This is a genomic window from Streptomyces asoensis, assembly GCF_016860545.1.
Taxonomy (GTDB): domain Bacteria; phylum Actinomycetota; class Actinomycetes; order Streptomycetales; family Streptomycetaceae; genus Streptomyces; species Streptomyces asoensis.
This window is the reverse complement of record NZ_BNEB01000005.1, coordinates 43385-58368: the sequence shown is the minus strand read 5'-3', so window position 1 is coordinate 58368 and position 14984 is coordinate 43385. Positions and strand designations below refer to the sequence as shown.

The 14984-nt window shown below is 72.6% G+C and carries 14 protein-coding genes; all 14 read left to right on the top strand.

The genetic code is table 11. The annotated features are described in order from the left end of the window. Nucleotides 1-7: 7 nt before the first annotated feature. Nucleotides 8-859: a shikimate dehydrogenase family protein gene (locus tag Saso_RS23575; RefSeq protein ID WP_189921948.1), complete on the top strand. Its 852-nt coding sequence runs from the start codon at nt 8-10 to the stop codon at nt 857-859. Continuing rightward, nucleotides 856-2028, top strand: a complete 1173-nt coding sequence (locus tag Saso_RS23570; protein WP_189921950.1) for an aromatic ring-hydroxylating oxygenase subunit alpha — start codon at nt 856-858, stop codon at nt 2026-2028. Before Saso_RS23575 ends, Saso_RS23570 begins: the two co-directional genes overlap by 4 nt. Before the next feature lie 73 nt (nt 2029-2101). Next, the gene (locus Saso_RS23565; protein WP_189921951.1) at nt 2102-2353 is read left to right on the top strand and encodes a phosphopantetheine-binding protein; all 252 of its coding nucleotides are present in this window, start codon (nt 2102-2104) and stop codon (nt 2351-2353) included. Between the two features lie 20 nt (nt 2354-2373). Beyond that, on the top strand, nt 2374-3120 hold the full coding sequence (locus Saso_RS23560) for an FkbM family methyltransferase (RefSeq protein WP_189921953.1): 747 nt from the start codon (nt 2374-2376) through the stop codon (nt 3118-3120). A gap of 40 nt (nt 3121-3160) precedes the next feature. Next, nucleotides 3161-4888 (top strand): carbamoyltransferase family protein, encoded by a 1728-nt coding sequence (locus Saso_RS23555; protein WP_189921955.1) that lies wholly within the window; start codon nt 3161-3163, stop codon nt 4886-4888. Between the two features lie 22 nt (nt 4889-4910). Then, entirely contained in the window at nt 4911-6122 is a 1212-nt protein-coding gene (locus Saso_RS23550) for a DegT/DnrJ/EryC1/StrS family aminotransferase (protein ID WP_189921957.1), read from the top strand. After that, nucleotides 6119-7189 (top strand): Gfo/Idh/MocA family protein, encoded by a 1071-nt coding sequence (locus tag Saso_RS23545; RefSeq protein ID WP_189921959.1) that lies wholly within the window; start codon nt 6119-6121, stop codon nt 7187-7189. Before Saso_RS23550 ends, Saso_RS23545 begins: the two co-directional genes overlap by 4 nt. Further along, complete coding sequence (locus tag Saso_RS23540) at nt 7186-8406, top strand: DegT/DnrJ/EryC1/StrS family aminotransferase (protein WP_189921961.1); 1221 nt, start codon at nt 7186-7188, stop codon at nt 8404-8406. Before Saso_RS23545 ends, Saso_RS23540 begins: the two co-directional genes overlap by 4 nt. Further along, complete coding sequence (locus Saso_RS23535; RefSeq protein ID WP_189921963.1) at nt 8399-9058, top strand: HAD-IA family hydrolase; 660 nt, start codon at nt 8399-8401, stop codon at nt 9056-9058. The genes Saso_RS23540 and Saso_RS23535 overlap by 8 nt, the downstream gene beginning before the upstream one ends. Then, nucleotides 9055-9528 carry a type II 3-dehydroquinate dehydratase gene (locus Saso_RS23530; RefSeq protein ID WP_189921965.1) on the top strand — a complete coding sequence of 158 codons (474 nt, stop codon included), beginning with the start codon at nt 9055-9057 and terminating at the stop codon, nt 9526-9528. Before Saso_RS23535 ends, Saso_RS23530 begins: the two co-directional genes overlap by 4 nt. Next, nucleotides 9525-11672, top strand: coding sequence for an AMP-binding protein (locus tag Saso_RS23525; protein WP_189921967.1), 2148 nt, complete (start codon nt 9525-9527; stop codon nt 11670-11672). Before Saso_RS23530 ends, Saso_RS23525 begins: the two co-directional genes overlap by 4 nt. Beyond that, the gene (locus tag Saso_RS23520; RefSeq protein WP_189921969.1) at nt 11669-12634 is read left to right on the top strand and encodes an ROK family protein; all 966 of its coding nucleotides are present in this window, start codon (nt 11669-11671) and stop codon (nt 12632-12634) included. Before Saso_RS23525 ends, Saso_RS23520 begins: the two co-directional genes overlap by 4 nt. Continuing rightward, the gene (locus tag Saso_RS23515; RefSeq protein WP_189921971.1) at nt 12631-13503 is read left to right on the top strand and encodes a glycosyltransferase family 2 protein; all 873 of its coding nucleotides are present in this window, start codon (nt 12631-12633) and stop codon (nt 13501-13503) included. Before Saso_RS23520 ends, Saso_RS23515 begins: the two co-directional genes overlap by 4 nt. Next, nucleotides 13500-14900: a condensation domain-containing protein gene (locus Saso_RS23510; RefSeq protein ID WP_189921973.1), complete on the top strand. Its 1401-nt coding sequence runs from the start codon at nt 13500-13502 to the stop codon at nt 14898-14900. Before Saso_RS23515 ends, Saso_RS23510 begins: the two co-directional genes overlap by 4 nt. Nucleotides 14901-14984: the final 84 nt, after the last annotated feature.

Genomic DNA, 14984 nt, shown 5'->3' with positions numbered 1-14984 from the left:
GAGCGCCATGCCCGACGCCCCGCCCGGCACGAGCACCATCTCGGGCACGACCCGCCTCTACGTGGTGCTGGGGGACCCGGTGGCCCAGGTGCGCGCCCCCGGCCTGCTGAACGACCTGTTCGCCCGCACCGCACGGGACGCCGTGCTCGTACCCGTGCACGTCGGCCCCGACGGCCTCGCGGACGTGATGCGCGGGCTGCGCCGCATGCGCAACCTCGACGGCATCCTCGTCACCGTGCCCCACAAGATCGAGGTGTGCCGGTACGCCGACCTGCTGGGTCCGGCCGCCGAAGTGGCCGGCAGCGCCAACGCCCTGCGCAGGAACCCCGACGGGACCTGGCTCGCCGAGAACTTCGACGGCGCAGGCTTCGTGCACGGGCTGCGCCGGCACGGCCAGGACCCCACGGGCGCGACCGTGGCCCTCGCGGGAGCCGGCGGTGCCGGACGGGCCGTCGCCGCGGCCCTGCTCGACGCCGGCGTCGCCCGGTTGCGCCTGTACGACCCCGACCCCGACCGCAGGGCGGACGTACGGGCCCGGCTGGACGCACGCTGGCCGGGGCGCGTCACGGCCGCCGCCGAGGGCTACTTCGACGGCGACGGCGTCGACATCGCGGTGAACGCGACCCCGCTCGGCATGAGCCCCGGTGACCCGCTCCCCTTCGACCTCGGACGCCTGCCCCGCACCTGCCTGGTCGCCGACATCATCATGAAGCCGGCCGAGACCGCCCTGCTCGACGCCGCCCGGCGCAGCGGACGCCCCGTCGTGCACGGCCGCCACATGCTCGACAGCCAGGTGCTCCTGTACGAGGACTTTTTCGCACTGCACGCACCGGAGAAGAACGGGAGGTGGGAGCCGTGATCGACCATGCCCAGGCGGTGGCCCTCGCGCAGCGGGCCCTGGCACACCTGGAGGCCGGCACGACGGACCAGGCCGAGGACGTGCTGCGGGTCCCCGTCACGGAATACCTCGACCCCGAGCGGTGGCGGCGGGAGATCGACGTCGTCTTCAAACGGGTCCCGCTCGCGCTCGCGCTCTCGGTCGAACTCCCGGGCGCCGGCTCCTACAAGGCCCTGGACGCCCTGGGTACCCCGATCCTGCTCACCCGTGGACAGGACGGCGTCGTCCGGGCGTTCCTCAACGTCTGCCGCCACCGCGGCGCCCAGCTGTGCCCGGTCGGAACCGGCACCAGGCACCGCTTCCGCTGTCCGTACCACGCCTGGGTGTACGACGACCAGGGCGGCCTCGTCGCCGTGCACAAGCCCGGCACCTTCGGGGACGTCGACACCGACGGACTGGGACTGCGCCCCCTTCCCGTGGTGGAGAGCCTCGGCTTCGTCTGGGTGTGTCTCACTCCGGGCACCACGATCGACCTGGACGCCTGGCTCGGGGACTACGCGCACGAGCTGGAGCGGCTCGAACTCGACAAGTGGCACATCTACGAGCAGCGCGAACTGCCCGGCCCCGGCTGGAAGGTCGCCTTCGACGGCTATCTGGAGAGCTACCACATCCAGGCGCTGCACCGCACCACGTTCGCTCCGACGTCCACCTCCAACCTGATGGTGGTCGACTCCTTCGGACCGCACCAGCGGATCCTCTACCCGGTCAAGTCGCTCCGGACGCTGCGGGACATCCCGGTGGAGGACTGGGACCCCGCTCCGCACTGCGGCACCGTCTACACCGTCTTCCCCAACATGTCGATCGCCGGCGCCTGGGAAGGGCACGGAGTGGTCTCCCAGATCATGCCCGGCCCGGATGTGGACCGCAGCAGCACCGTGCAGACCATTGTGACGCGCGTGCCTCCGGTCACGGAGGAAGACCGACGCTACACGGCGGAGTTCAGCGAACTCGTCGAAAGAGGCGTGGCGGAAGAGGACTATCGCACCGGATTTGACGTACAGGCAGCTTTGTCCTCCGGAGCGAACACGCACTTTCTGTTCGGCCGGAACGAGTTGGCGTTGCAGCATCACCATCGCTGGTTGGACCGCCTGCTTGCAGCAGCCAACCAGTCTGACGACAAAGAGTTTTGAGACTTAGTCAGCATGGACAGTCTCCGACCCACCGACTAGATTGTCACCCGTCCGAACGAATGAAAGGCTGTCTGTGAACCGCGACGAAGTACTCCAGGAGATCCACCAAATCGCCAAGGAGTTTGCCGCCTCCAGTGGTCGCACGGTGAACGAGAACAGCAGCAACTTCCTCGAGGCCTATGGATTCACCTCCCTGGACGCACTGGAGTTCCTGCTTCTCCTCGAGGAGCGCTTCGGAGTGACGTTCGAGGACGAGGACCTCACGGAGGACACGCTCACCTCCGAAGACCGGCTGGCCGACTACGTCATCGAACGTCTCGGCTGAGCACCCGGGAGCCCCGCCCCATGACACCCCCCAAGCTGACGGAAGTCGCTGAGGGATTCTCCGTGCACGCGGTCAGTGCGCTGGACGCGCGCTTTCTGTACCGCGAGATGTTCGAAGGCGGAACCTACGCCGGTATTTCCCTCCCCGACGAGCCGTTCGTCATCGACGTGGGGGCGAACATCGGGCTCTTCACGCTCTTCGTGAAGCAGCGACGGCCCAAGGCGCGCATCGAGGCCTTCGAGCCGCTGCCCGAACTCGTCGCCGCCCTGCACGCCAACGTCGCGGAGTTCGCACTCCACGACGTGGCCGTGCACGAGACGGCCCTGGGGAGCAAGGAGGCGGCCGGTGTGTCCTTCCGCTACTACCCGCTGCTCCCCAGCAGTTCGACGCTGTACCCGCAGGACCAGGGTCAGCTGAGGGAACTGCTGAGCCAGAGCTTTCCGCCGCGGGTCGTGGAGCGGATGTTCCAGGGACGCGAGACCACCGTCACCGTCGAACGGCTCTCCCGTCACATCGGCACCGACCGGCCCGTCGATCTGCTGAAGATCGACGCGGTGGGTTCCGAACTGGAGATCCTGCGGGGTATCGACGCGGAACTGCGCCCCCTGCTGCGCAACGTCGTCATCGACGTCCAGGACGTGCACGGCCGGGTCGACGAACTCTGCTCCTGTCTCCGGGAGATGGGCATGGAACCCAGCGTCCTGAAGCCGCCGATGGCCGGCGGGGAGGACACGCTGAATCATCTGATCCACGCCGTGCGACCGTGACACAAGAAGTCCTGCGAGCTCAAAGAGGGGGAACACAGGGATGCTGACGCTCGGCCTGGGTGGGTCCAACCACGACTTCGCCGCCTGTCTCGTCTCCGACGGCGTCATCGCCGCGGGTATCGAGGAGGAGCGGGTACGTCGGGTCAAGTACTCGGTCGGAGTCAACTCACTGTTCAACGAGTCGTGGCGGTACTGCCTCGACATGGCGCAGGCGCGCCTCGCGGACGTCGACGTCATCGTCGCCGACGACACGCTTCTGGCACCCGCGTACTTCCCCTTCCGCAAGCGCATCCACCTGATACGCCATCACATGGCGCACGCCGCCAGCACCTTCTTCCCCTCTCCCTTCGAACGGGCCGCCATTCTCGTGGTCGACGGAGCGGGCAGCCTGATCGACGACCGGGGCGTGGAGACCCTCACCACCGCCGTCGGCGAGGGCACCACCATCACCGAGGTGTCCAAGGTGCTCGGCACCAACTGGTCCACCGACGGCCTCAGCGCCCTTCGGGTCTACCAGGCCGGCGACAGCGACCATTCCCTCGGCTACATGTACAAAGCGGTCAGCAAGGCCATCGGCTTCGTCCTGTACGAGAACGAGTACGAGGGCCGCCACTGGTACCTGTCCGAGGACGGCAAGACGATGGGCCTCGCGCCCTACGGGACCTCGCGCTACTGCAAGGAGTTCCGCGAGTACCTCACCCTGCTGCCCGACGGCCGCTACGAACTCCACCTCAAGAACGGCGGACTGCTCGACTTCATCGAGCACGCCCTCGACGGCTACACGGGGGACGAGCGCTTCGCCCGCGCCGCCGATCTCGCCTACGCGGCCCAGGACACGCTGGAGGAGACCCTCCTGCACGTCGCCCGCCGGCTCCACGCGGACACCGGGCTCACCGACCTGTGCCTGGCCGGCGGAGTCGCGCTGAACTGCGTGGCCAACGGCCGGCTGCTGCGCGAGACCCCCTTCGAGAACGTCTTCGTGCAGCCCGCCGCGGGCGACGGAGGGTGCGCCGTCGGCAACGCCTACTACGGCTACCACGTCATCGCCGGCCGCCCCCGCGAGAAGCCCGCCCGCACCGCCCAGCGCCACGCCTACCTGGGCCGCACCTACGACGACGGGCAGGTACGGGCCGCGCTCGACGCCAGCGGACTGCCCTACCGCAAGGTCGACGAGCCCTCCCGGCTCGGGGCGGAACTGCTCGCGCAGGGCAAGCTGCTGGGCTGGTTCACCGGCGGGGCGGAGTTCGGACCGCGCGCCCTCGGCCACCGCAGCATCCTGGCCGACCCCCGGCGCGCCGAGATGAAGGACATCATCAACTCCCGGGTCAAGCACCGTGAGCCCTTCCGGCCCTTCGCCCCGGCTGTGCTGCGCGAACACGCGGCCGACTACTTCGACCTCGACATCGAGTCGCCGTACATGCTGATCGTCGCCCCGGTCCGCCCCGAGAAGCAGGGCGAGGTCCCGGCCATCGTGCACGTCGACGGCACCGCCCGGGTGCAGACCGTGACAGCCGAGGACAACGGCGCCTACCACGGGCTGATCGAGCACTTCCACCGGCTGACCGGAGTCCCGGTGGTGCTCAACACCTCGTTCAACGACAACGGTCAGCCGATCGTCGAGACCCCGCAGCAGGCCCTCGAGTTCTACGGCGGCAGCCGACTGGACTGGATGATCATCGAAAACTACGTGGTGGCGCACTCGGCCGACGACCTGGACGCCCTGGCGTCCACCCTGTCGTCGGCGACCGGCAGCCCCGCCACCGACTGAGACCGACTGAGAGGGACGCACTGTGGCTCTGGCACTCGACGGTGGCAATCCGGTCCGCCGCCACGACTTTCCGGCCTGGCCGTACCACGACGACACCGAACGCGCGGCGCTGGTCCGCGCGGTCGACCAGGGCCAGTGGTGGCGAGTCGGCGGCTCCGAGGTGACCTCCTTCGAGGCGGAGTTCGGCGAGTACCACGGCGGCACCACGCTCGCCGTCACCAACGGCACCCACGCCCTGGAACTGGGCCTGGAACTGCTGGGCCTCAAGCCGGGCGACGAGGTGATCGTGCCCGCCTTCACGTTCATCTCCACCTCCATCGCGGTGCAGCGCGCGGGCGGCGTCCCGGTCCCGGCCGACGTGGACCCCGTGACGTACTGCCTCGACCCGCAGACGCTGGAGGCGGTCCGCACCCCGCGGACGCGCGTCGTCATCCCGGTCCACATGGCCGGGCACGTCGCCGACATGGACGCCATCGGAGCCTGGGCCGCCCGCCACGACATCGTCGTCTTCCAGGACGCCGCGCACGCGCACGGCGCCGTCTGGTCCGGCCGGCGCATCGGCGACTTCGGCACGCTCGCCGCGTTCAGCTTCCAGAACGGCAAGCTGATGACCGCTGGGGAGGGCGGGGCGCTGCTCCTGCCCTCGCAGGAATGGTTCGACGAGGCGTTCTCCCGGCACAGCTGCGGCCGGCCCCTCGGCGACACGGACTACGAGCACCGCAGCCCGTCGTCCAACTACCGCATGACGGAGTTCGCCGGGGCGGTGCTGCGCGCCCAGCTCGCCCGGCTCGCCGAGCAGAACGCACGCCGCGAGAGCCGCTGGAAGACGCTGTCCGCGGCACTGCGCGAGATACCCGGTGTCGTCCCGCAGGGCCGCGACCCGCGCTGCGACCTCAACCCCCACTACATGGCGATGGCCGCCCTCGACCCCGCGGCGCACCCCGGGACCGACCGCGACCTCGTGGTGAAGGCACTGGTCGCCGAGGGCATCCCCGCCTTCGTCAACTACCCGCCGGTGTACCGCACCCGGGCCCACGAGGCGCTGCTCGGCAACGGACTGCCGGACACGGCCGAGCTCGCCGAGCGCAACCCGGTCAGCGAACACCTGGGCGCGAACGGCTTCTGGCTGCACCACCGGGTGCTGCTCGGCACGGACGCCGACTGCGCCGACGTCGCGGAGGCCGTGGCCAAGGTGCTGACCGAGCTGGCGGGGAAGAAGCGATCCGCTCGATGAAGGTCGCCGTCATCGGACTGGGCTGGGTGGCCCGCGAGGTATGGCTGCCCCGGCTGGTCAAGCACCCCGACTTCGACGTCGTCGCCGTCGTGGAGCCGCGGCCCGAGGCCGTCGAGCGGGCCGCCGCCCTGGTGGGCGGGGCGCAGGTGTACGGCGGGTTCCAGGAGCTCGGGCCGCACGAAGCCGACCTCGTGTTCGTCCTCACCCCGAACCACACCCACGGCGCGCTCGCGAGCCACTTCCTGCGCCAGGGCCTCGCGGTGTTCCTGGAGAAGCCCACCGGCACCGACTTCGCCCACCTGCGGCTCCTCGAGGACGCCGCCCGCGACGGCGGAGGGCGGCTGCTGCTGTCCACCGCCGCCCGCCACCGCGCGGACGTGGGGGAGCTGGCGCGTCTCGTCTCCGACGGGGCGCTCGGCACGCCCCGCCACGCCGAGCTGAGCTGGGTGCGCTCCCGGGGCATCCCCGGCAGCGACTGGTTCGCCCGCCGCGAGACGGCCGGCGGCGGGGTCCTGGTCGACCTGGGCTGGCACGTGATCGACGTCCTGCACCACCTGTGGGGCGCCTCCGGCGTGCGCCACGCCACCGCCCTTGCCTCCAGCGACTTCCTCACCCGCGCGGGCTGGGGGGCGGACTGGCACGCGGGCACGGCCGGCCTTGCGGACGCCGACGTGGAGGACCAGCTCACCGCCCTCGTGGTCACCGAGCGGTACGGCATGCAGCTGCGCTTCGCCTGGGCCTCGCACGAGCCGGTCGACCGTACCCGGCTGGTGCTGCACGGCACCGAGGGCACCGCCGAGCTGACCACCACGTTCGGCTTCAGCCCACGACGTGTCGACGAACCGACGCTCACGCTCCGCCAGGAGGGCGCGGAACGCCGGGTGCCGCTGCCCCCGGCCGGCGTCGGTGACGAGTACGACCAGCAACTCGACGCGCTGGCCGCCGAACTGGCCCGGCCCGACGCCACGGACCGGGCGCTGCGCGAAGCACGCGAGGCCCTGGCCGTCGTCGAGGCCTGCTACCGCGCCACGTCCGCCCGTTGGACAGCACCGGAGACGAATTCATGACTGCATCCCTGTCCGAGCCCACGGCGCTGCGCTACGAGCCGCTGCGCGGCCTCGCCCTGTGGGGCGAGGAGGAGAAGGCCGCCGCACTGGACGTGCTCGAGAGCCGCTCCCTGTTCCGGTACTACGGTCCCGCGCTCCAGCGCCGCGTCGAGCGGTTCGAGGAGCGGTTCGCCGCCCTGCACCAGACACCCCACGCGGTCGGCGTCTCCTCCGGTACCGCCGCCCTGACCTGCGCCCTGATCGGCCTGGGGATCCCCGAGGGCGGTGAGGTCATCGTGCCGTCGGCCACCTTCATCGGCTGCGTCAACGCGATCGTGGCCGCGCGCGGCGTCCCCGTCTTCGCCGACATCGACGAGTCGCTCACCCTCGACCCGACGGCATGGGAGAAGCTCGTCACCGAGCGGACCTTCGCGGTCATGCCCGTCCACCTGAACAACGTCGCCGCCGACATGGACCCCATCCTCGCCGTCGCCCGCGAGCACGGCATCCGGGTCCTCGAGGACGCCGCCCAGGCCTGCGGCGTCAGCTACCGGGGGCGCCCGGTGGGCTCGATCGGCGACGCGGGGGCCTTCAGCTTCCAGCTGGAGAAGAACATCACCGCGGGCGAGGGCGGTGCCGTCGTGACGACGGACCCCGAGGTGCACGACCGCGTGGTCCGCTACCAGGACCAGGGCGGGCAGTTCACCACCTCGCGCAGCGGCGAGCGCGGCGGAGCCTCGGGCGAGGCCTTCCTCGGCGCCAACCTGCGGATGACGGAGATCGCCGGCGCCCTGCTGTCCGTACAGCTGGAACGGCTCACGCCGATGCTGCGCCGGCTGCGCGACGTCGCCCGGACCGTCCGCGCGGACCTCGCCGACCTGGAGCTCGAGTGGCGGCGGCTGCCGGACGAGGAGGGCAGCGGCGGCGATCTCACGGTCCTGCTGGCCGACCGCATGGCCGCCCGCCGGTTCGTCACCGTGCTCACCGCCGCCGGCATCCCCGCGGCCACGCTCTATTCCGGCCGCCTCGTCCAGCAGAACCCCGCCGTCCGCGCGGGCCGCACCCCCTGGGGCGTCGCCTGGGACGCCACCGCGCGCCTGCGTGCCAGCGAGGCCGTGCTGGGCCGGTCCGTCACCGTCGGACTCGGCGCGACCATGACGGACGACGACGTCGCCCACCTGGTGGCGAGCATGCGGACGGCGTCCGAAGCCGTCCGAAAGGGAGCGAACCGTGAGTGACCTGTGGCCGCGGGCCGTCGTCCTGGATCTGGACGGCGTGCTCATCGACAGCATCCACGTGATGCGCAGGGCCTTCCAGCGGGCCTACGACCTCACGGTCGGCGAGGGCGAGGCACCCTTCGAGGAGTACCTGACCCACCTCGGGCGGCACATGCCCGACACCTTGGCGATCATGGGGCTGCCCGTCGGGATGTACGAGCCGTTCGTCGTCGAGAGCCGCAAACTGGTCCACGAGATCGAGCCCTGCCCCGGCGCGGCGGAACTGCTCGCCGGACTGCGCGAGGCCGGTGTCCCCACCGCCGTCGCCACCGGCAAGACCCACGGCCGTGCGGTGGAGGCACTGTCGGCGACCGGCCTGCTGGACCTGGTGGACGCGGTGTGCGGCAGCGACGAGGTGGCGCACGGCAAGCCCGCTCCCGACATCGTCCTGCTCGCCCTGGAGAAGATCGGCGCCGCAGCCGACGGCGCCGTCATGGTCGGCGACTCCGCGCTGGACCTGCGGGCCGGCCGCGCGGCCGGCACCCGTACGGCCGCCGGCCTCTGGGGCCAGGGCGACCGGGAGGAACTGCTCGCCCACCGCCCCGAACTGGTGGCCGGCTCGTGCGCCGAACTGGCCGCCCTGCTGCTCCGCCGTGAAGGGACCCCCGCGTGACCATCGCCTCGACCTCCCGTGACCTGCTGCTGCTCAACGGCCCCAACCTGGGCACGCTCGGCACGCGCGAACCCGGCATCTACGGCACCACCACCCTGGCCCAGGTGGAGGAGACGGTGGCCGAGCTGCTGGCCCGCGCAGGGTACGGGCTGCGCAGCGAACAGCACGACGGCGAGGGAGAGTTGATCCGCGCGCTGCACAAGCACCGGGACACCGTCGCGGCCGTCGTCAATCCCGGCGCGCTGATGATCGCCGGCTGGAGCCTGCGCGACGCCCTCGCCGACTACCCGGCGCCCTGGGCCGAGGTGCACATCTCCAACGTCTGGGCCCGTGAGTCGTTCCGGCACAACTCCGTCGTCTCACCCCTCGCCGTGGGTGTGATCGCGGGTTTCGGCACCCACGGGTACGAACTCGCCGCCCAGGCACTCGTACGGCGGCTGGAGTCCGCGGCGCAGGGCGAGGCGAAGTGAATGCCGCGAACCTGTGGGAAGCCTTCGCCCGAGCGGACCTGGACCCGGACGCGCCGGCGCTCGGCGACCTCTCCCGCCGGGCGGCCGTCAGCCGGGTGACCGAGCTGGCCGAACGGCTGCGCGCCCAGGGCGTACGGCCCGCGGAGACCGTCGGCCTCCAGGGGCCCAACCAGCCCGAATGGGTACTGGGGCTGCTCGCGCTGACGGCGGTGGGCGCCTGCCCCCTGCTGCTGCCCGCGGACTCGCCACCGGCGGAGACCCGCAGGCTGCTCAGGACCGCCGGCGCCCGGCGGACGCTGGTGACGGACCCGGGTGAGGCGCACGGTGCGGTGCTCCGGCCGCACGACGGCGGTACCGACGACGGCTCCACCGGTGCCGGGACCGGCGCGGTCGACGCGGATCCCGGTCCGTCCGCCCCCGACCCGGGCACGGTCGTCCTGGTCTCCTCCGGGTCGACCGGGACGCCCAAGCTCGTGGCACGGTCGCCGCGTTCCGTGCTCGACGAGGGCGTGCGCTACCACCACGCCGGCCTGGCGCGGCGGGAGGACCGCGTACTGCTTCCGCTGCCGCTGAGCCATGCCTACGCGCTCGGTTGGCTGGCCGGCGCGCTGGTGGCCGGGGCGCACGTGGACCCGGTGCCGCCGCGCGCCGTCGGCTCCGTGCACAGCAGACTGCGCGAGGGGGCGACGGTCCTGGTCACCGTGCCCGGCCTGGCCCGCGTCCTGGCGCGCCGACGGGCCCTGACCGACGACGCCCCGTTCCCCGCGCTGCGCCGGGTGATGGCCGGCGCAGGATACGTGGACGTCGGGCTCGACGCGCTGTGGTCGCGCGCTCTCGGTGTGGGTGTGTCCCGCAACTACGGCTCCAGCGAGACGGGTGCGGTGCTGTGGGGAGAGCCCGGACTGCCGTCGGGAGCCGTCGGCCGTCCGATGCCCGGCGTGCGGATCGACCTGCTGGACCCCGACGGCACGCCGGTGCCCGGCGGGGGAGCGGCCCAGGGAGAGCTCGCCGTCGTCCTGGAGGACGGCTCGGTCCACCGCCTGCACGACCTCGCCGATCGCGACGAGGACGGCGTCCACCGCATCCTGGGCAGGGCCCGGCTCGGCGTGGTCAGACGGGGGGCCCGCTGGGTCTCCACCCTGGAGGTCGAATCGGTGCTCCGGGCGGCCCCCGGCGTCGCCGACGTCTCGGTCACGGCGACGGGTGCGCAGGACTCGGACGACCAGGGGCTCACTGTCGAGTACGTCCCCGCCGACACCGAACTGGCCTCCCCGGCGCGGGTGCAGGCCTACGCCCGTGCCGAACTGGCCGGGTTCAAGGTCCCCGACAGCTTCCTGCCCCGCTACCGGCTGCGCCGCTCGGCCGTCGGCAAGACACAGGCGGCCCCCGCGTACCGCCTCGCCCGGGGGGCCCGCGCCGCGACCATGGCCGAGCAGGTCCTGGCGGCGGCCCTCACCGAACTCGGCCTGCCCCCGCTCCTGGCCCAGGGCGGCACCGCCGCCGACCTGGCCGCGACGACGGGCCTGCGCGCGGAGGTGCTGTCGCCCGTGCTGGACACCGCCTGCGCGCTGGGACTGCTGGTCACGGACACCTTCTCGGCGGGGGCGCCGGGCGACTGGACGCTCCCCCCGGACGTCCTGCCGGGCGGCCGGGCGCTGGCGGCCCGGGTGCGCGGAGAAACGGCGCCCGAGCGACCGGACCCGCCTGCCGCGCCCTTCGGGCCCTCGGCGGTGACGAAGGCCCTGCGGGCGAGCGTCGAGGCGCTGCTCGCGGAGACCGCCGTCGACGGATCGCTGCTGGAGATCGGCGACGGCGGTGCCCCACCGGCGACCGATGCCGAGCACGGCGCCTGCGTGGTCCTCGGGGGTGTCCACGGCCCGGCCGCCGGACTGGGATCGCTCGCCGCACTGCTGAGGCCGAAGGGACTGCTCGTGGTCGCCGACGCCTTCGTCGACGACCCGCTGGCCCTCACCGACGACATGAGCCGGACCCTGGCGGTGCGTTGGCTCGTTGACGGGCATCTGCACTGGTGGACGACGCAGGAGCTCCGGGCCGGACTGGAGGCCGTGGGGCTGCGGGTCGAGGAGAGCCGGCGCGCCGAGCAGGCGCCGTACGCGATCGTCGTCGCCCGGAAGCCGTCGTGACCGACGACCGCCCGCGCCCGCACGCGGACACCGCGGGCGGTGTCCTCGCCGTGGACATCGGGGGGACCAAACTGGCCCTGCGCGCGGTGGCCGCCGGGACGACCGTGCACGAGCGCACCGTGCCGTGGCCCGCGGGCGACGACGCGGAAGCCGATTCGGAGCTGCTGGAAGCGTGCGTCGCCGAGGCGATCGCCGCGCTACCGGGAGCCCCCGTGCGGATCGGCGTCGCCGCGGCGCCCAACGTCGGCGCCGACGCGACCGTGCTGAGCTGGCCCAACCGGCCGACCTGGGTGGGCCGTTCGCTGAGCGCCCCGTTCACCGGCAGCGGCGCCGAGGTCCTGTTCGGCGACGACGCGACGCTCGCCGCGCTGGCGGAAGCCGTGTCCACGGCCGGCCGGGACCTCGCCTACCTGGGCATCGGCACGGGTGTCGGCGGCGGGCTGGTCAGCGGGGGCCGACTGCTGACCGGCGCCTGGGGCACGGCGGGGGAGCTGGGCCACCTGGTGACCGATCCGCGCGGTCCGCGCTGCCGGTGCGGCACGCGCGGCTGCCTGCAAGCCGTGGTCTCGGCCGAGGCACTGGCCGCGCACGCCACCGCGGCCCGCGGACTCCCCACGTCGAGCGCCGAGTTGGTGGCGGGCGTGGAGCGCGCCGAGCCGTGGGCGGAGCGCACCCTCGACCACGCGGCCGACTCGATCGCCGGAGCGCTGCGGGTCCTCGCGGAGCTCGTCCAGCCCGCGCAGATACGTATCGGGGGCGGCCTCGGAGCCGCGCTCGCACCGCTGCCCGGCAGAGTGGCCCGCCGCCTGGCCGCGACGGCCCGCCCGGGCCGGCCGCTCCCCGAGGTCGGCCCGGCCGTCCACGGTCCGCACTCCTCCCTCGCGGGCGCGGCCCTGCTGGCTGCCCGCGGCCCACACGTGCTCAACGGGGCGGATCTGTTCCACGAAGGGAGCCCGCCATGACCCGGCCGGCGGTCAGCGTGGTCGTCCCGACCCGCGACAAGGCGGACAGCCTGCGGCTGACCCTTGCCTGCCTGGCCCGTCAGGCGTGCCCGGAACCCCACGAGATCGTGGTCGTCGACGACGGCTGCACCGACGGCACCGCCGACGTCGTGGCGGCAGCCGCCGCACGGCTGCCCCTGCGTACCGTCCCGGGACCGCGCGCGGGCCGCGCCGCCGCACGCAACGCCGGGGCGGCCGCGGCCCGCGGCGGCCTGCTGCTCTTCCTCGACGACGACATCCTGCTCCCGCCCTCGGCCCTGGCGGCCCACCTGTCCGAGCACACCGACCGGGAGCCCGGTTGCGTGCACGGACCGGTCCGTGAACTTCCCGCCGCCCGGCGGCTGCTGGCCGCCGCGCGGGAGGAGTCCGTCCCCGACCCCCACGGGGCGGCCATGGGCGGCCGGTTCGGGCGCACGGTGACGAACGCACTGGAAGCACTGGTGACGAGCATGGGCACCGGCGGACTCGAACCCGTGGCACCCTGGTTGACCTGCATCGGCGCCAACACCTCGATGCCGTACGGGCTGTGGGAGCGATCCGGGGGCTTCGACGAGTCGTTCGGTACGACATGGGGGTGCGAGGACCTCGAACTCGGCCTGCGGCTGTGGTCGTCGGGAGCGGGGATGCGCCTGGCTCCCGGCGCCCCGGGAGTGCACCTCACCCACGAGCGGGCCGACCGCTGGGAACAGCACACGATCAACCTCGCCCGCTTCACCGAGAAACACCCCGTGCCCGCGGTACGCGCCCTGCCGGAGCTGCTCGGCCCCTCGGGGAACGGCCTCCGGTACGTCACCGCCGTACGCACCCTGGAAGAGAGCTCCCGCGCATGACCCACCAAGCCAGGAGCGGCCGCTCCGCCGGCTCCGCTCCGCTGCCCCTGTTCTCCCGTCAGGACTGGTGCTGGGAGTGGACACGGAGCTACACCGGCGACTCGACGCCGATCGAGTCGGCCGAGACCCTGCTGTTCCAGGGGCCGCTCGACACCGGAGCACTGCGGGACACCCTGGCCGAGATCGCCGCCCGCCACGAGGCGCTGCGCCTGCACCTCGTGGCGAAGCCGGGACCGGACCCGTCCGCGGTCTGGCCCGGACAAGGACTGCGGCCGGACGCGGGCCCGCTGGACCTCGTACGGGCCGCACCGGCGGAGCGTACGGCGGAGGTGACGAGGGTCCTCTCACAGCCCCTGGACCTGACGGACCGCATGAGCCGCACCACCCTGGTCCGCACCGGGCCGGAGGAGCACGTCCTCGTCGCGCAGTTCCACCACCTGGTCTTCGACGGTACGTCCCACCGCCTCTTCCGGGACCTGCTCGCCGAAGGCTACCGAGCACGCGTCGCCCCGGGCGAGGACACCGCCAAACGCCGTGCGGATCCGGCGGGTTACACCGACCTGATCAGCCAGGAGCACACGCCCGAGGTGCGCTCCGCCGTGCAGGGGAGAGCCGCCGCCCTGGCCGGGGAACTGCGCGCGTACGGCGCGGCGGACCCGCTGGCGGGGGACGCCGGGGCGGTCGTCGCCGCGGCGGAGTTCGGTTCTCTGCCGGTGGCGCTGACGGCCGAGAGGACCCGGCTGTTGCTGCGCCGCTCACGCGCCGAGCGCGTCACGCTCCACACCGTCCTGCTGGCCGCCCTCGGCCACGCCGTCGCCACGGAGTACGAGCGGGACCGTCTCGTGTGCTCCGTGTACACGCACGGACGGACCTTCGCGAGCGCCCGCGAGACGCTCGGCCTGTTCAGCACCGTGGTCCCCGTACCGCTGGACACCGGGTACCGGTCGCCGAGGGAGTTCCTCAAGGCCGTCCACGGCAGCGTCCAGCGGGCCTCGGACCGGGCCGACCTGCCGTTGAGCGAGATCGCCTCCCGGGTCCAGGACCGTCCGCCGGGCGAGGGGGCCTACTACCGCAGCGCCATGGCCCACCTGGAACTGCGGCTGAGCGGCGTGACCGGGTGGCTGCCGGAGGAGCGCAACCCCGTGCCGGTCATGCCGTCCGGCCTCGCCCTGACCCCGCAGGACCTGTATCCGGAGCATCCGGCCCCGGTCTTCGCCGGTCCGGAGCAGGCGCTGGCGTGCGCCAGCACCCTCTTCGCCGACCTGGAGGTCGCGGACGGGGCCCTGACGGGCTCCCTGTGGTACGAGAAGCACTATCACGACGCCTCACGCGCGACACGCGTCGGCGAGACATTCATGCACTTCATAGAGCGAGTGAGTGCGGGCGACGTTCTATGACGGCACGTCAGAATTAGCCGCGATTAACGTCGTTGTCCGGTCCACACGTATACGCAGGAACAGCAGGACAGTGTGGCAATCCTT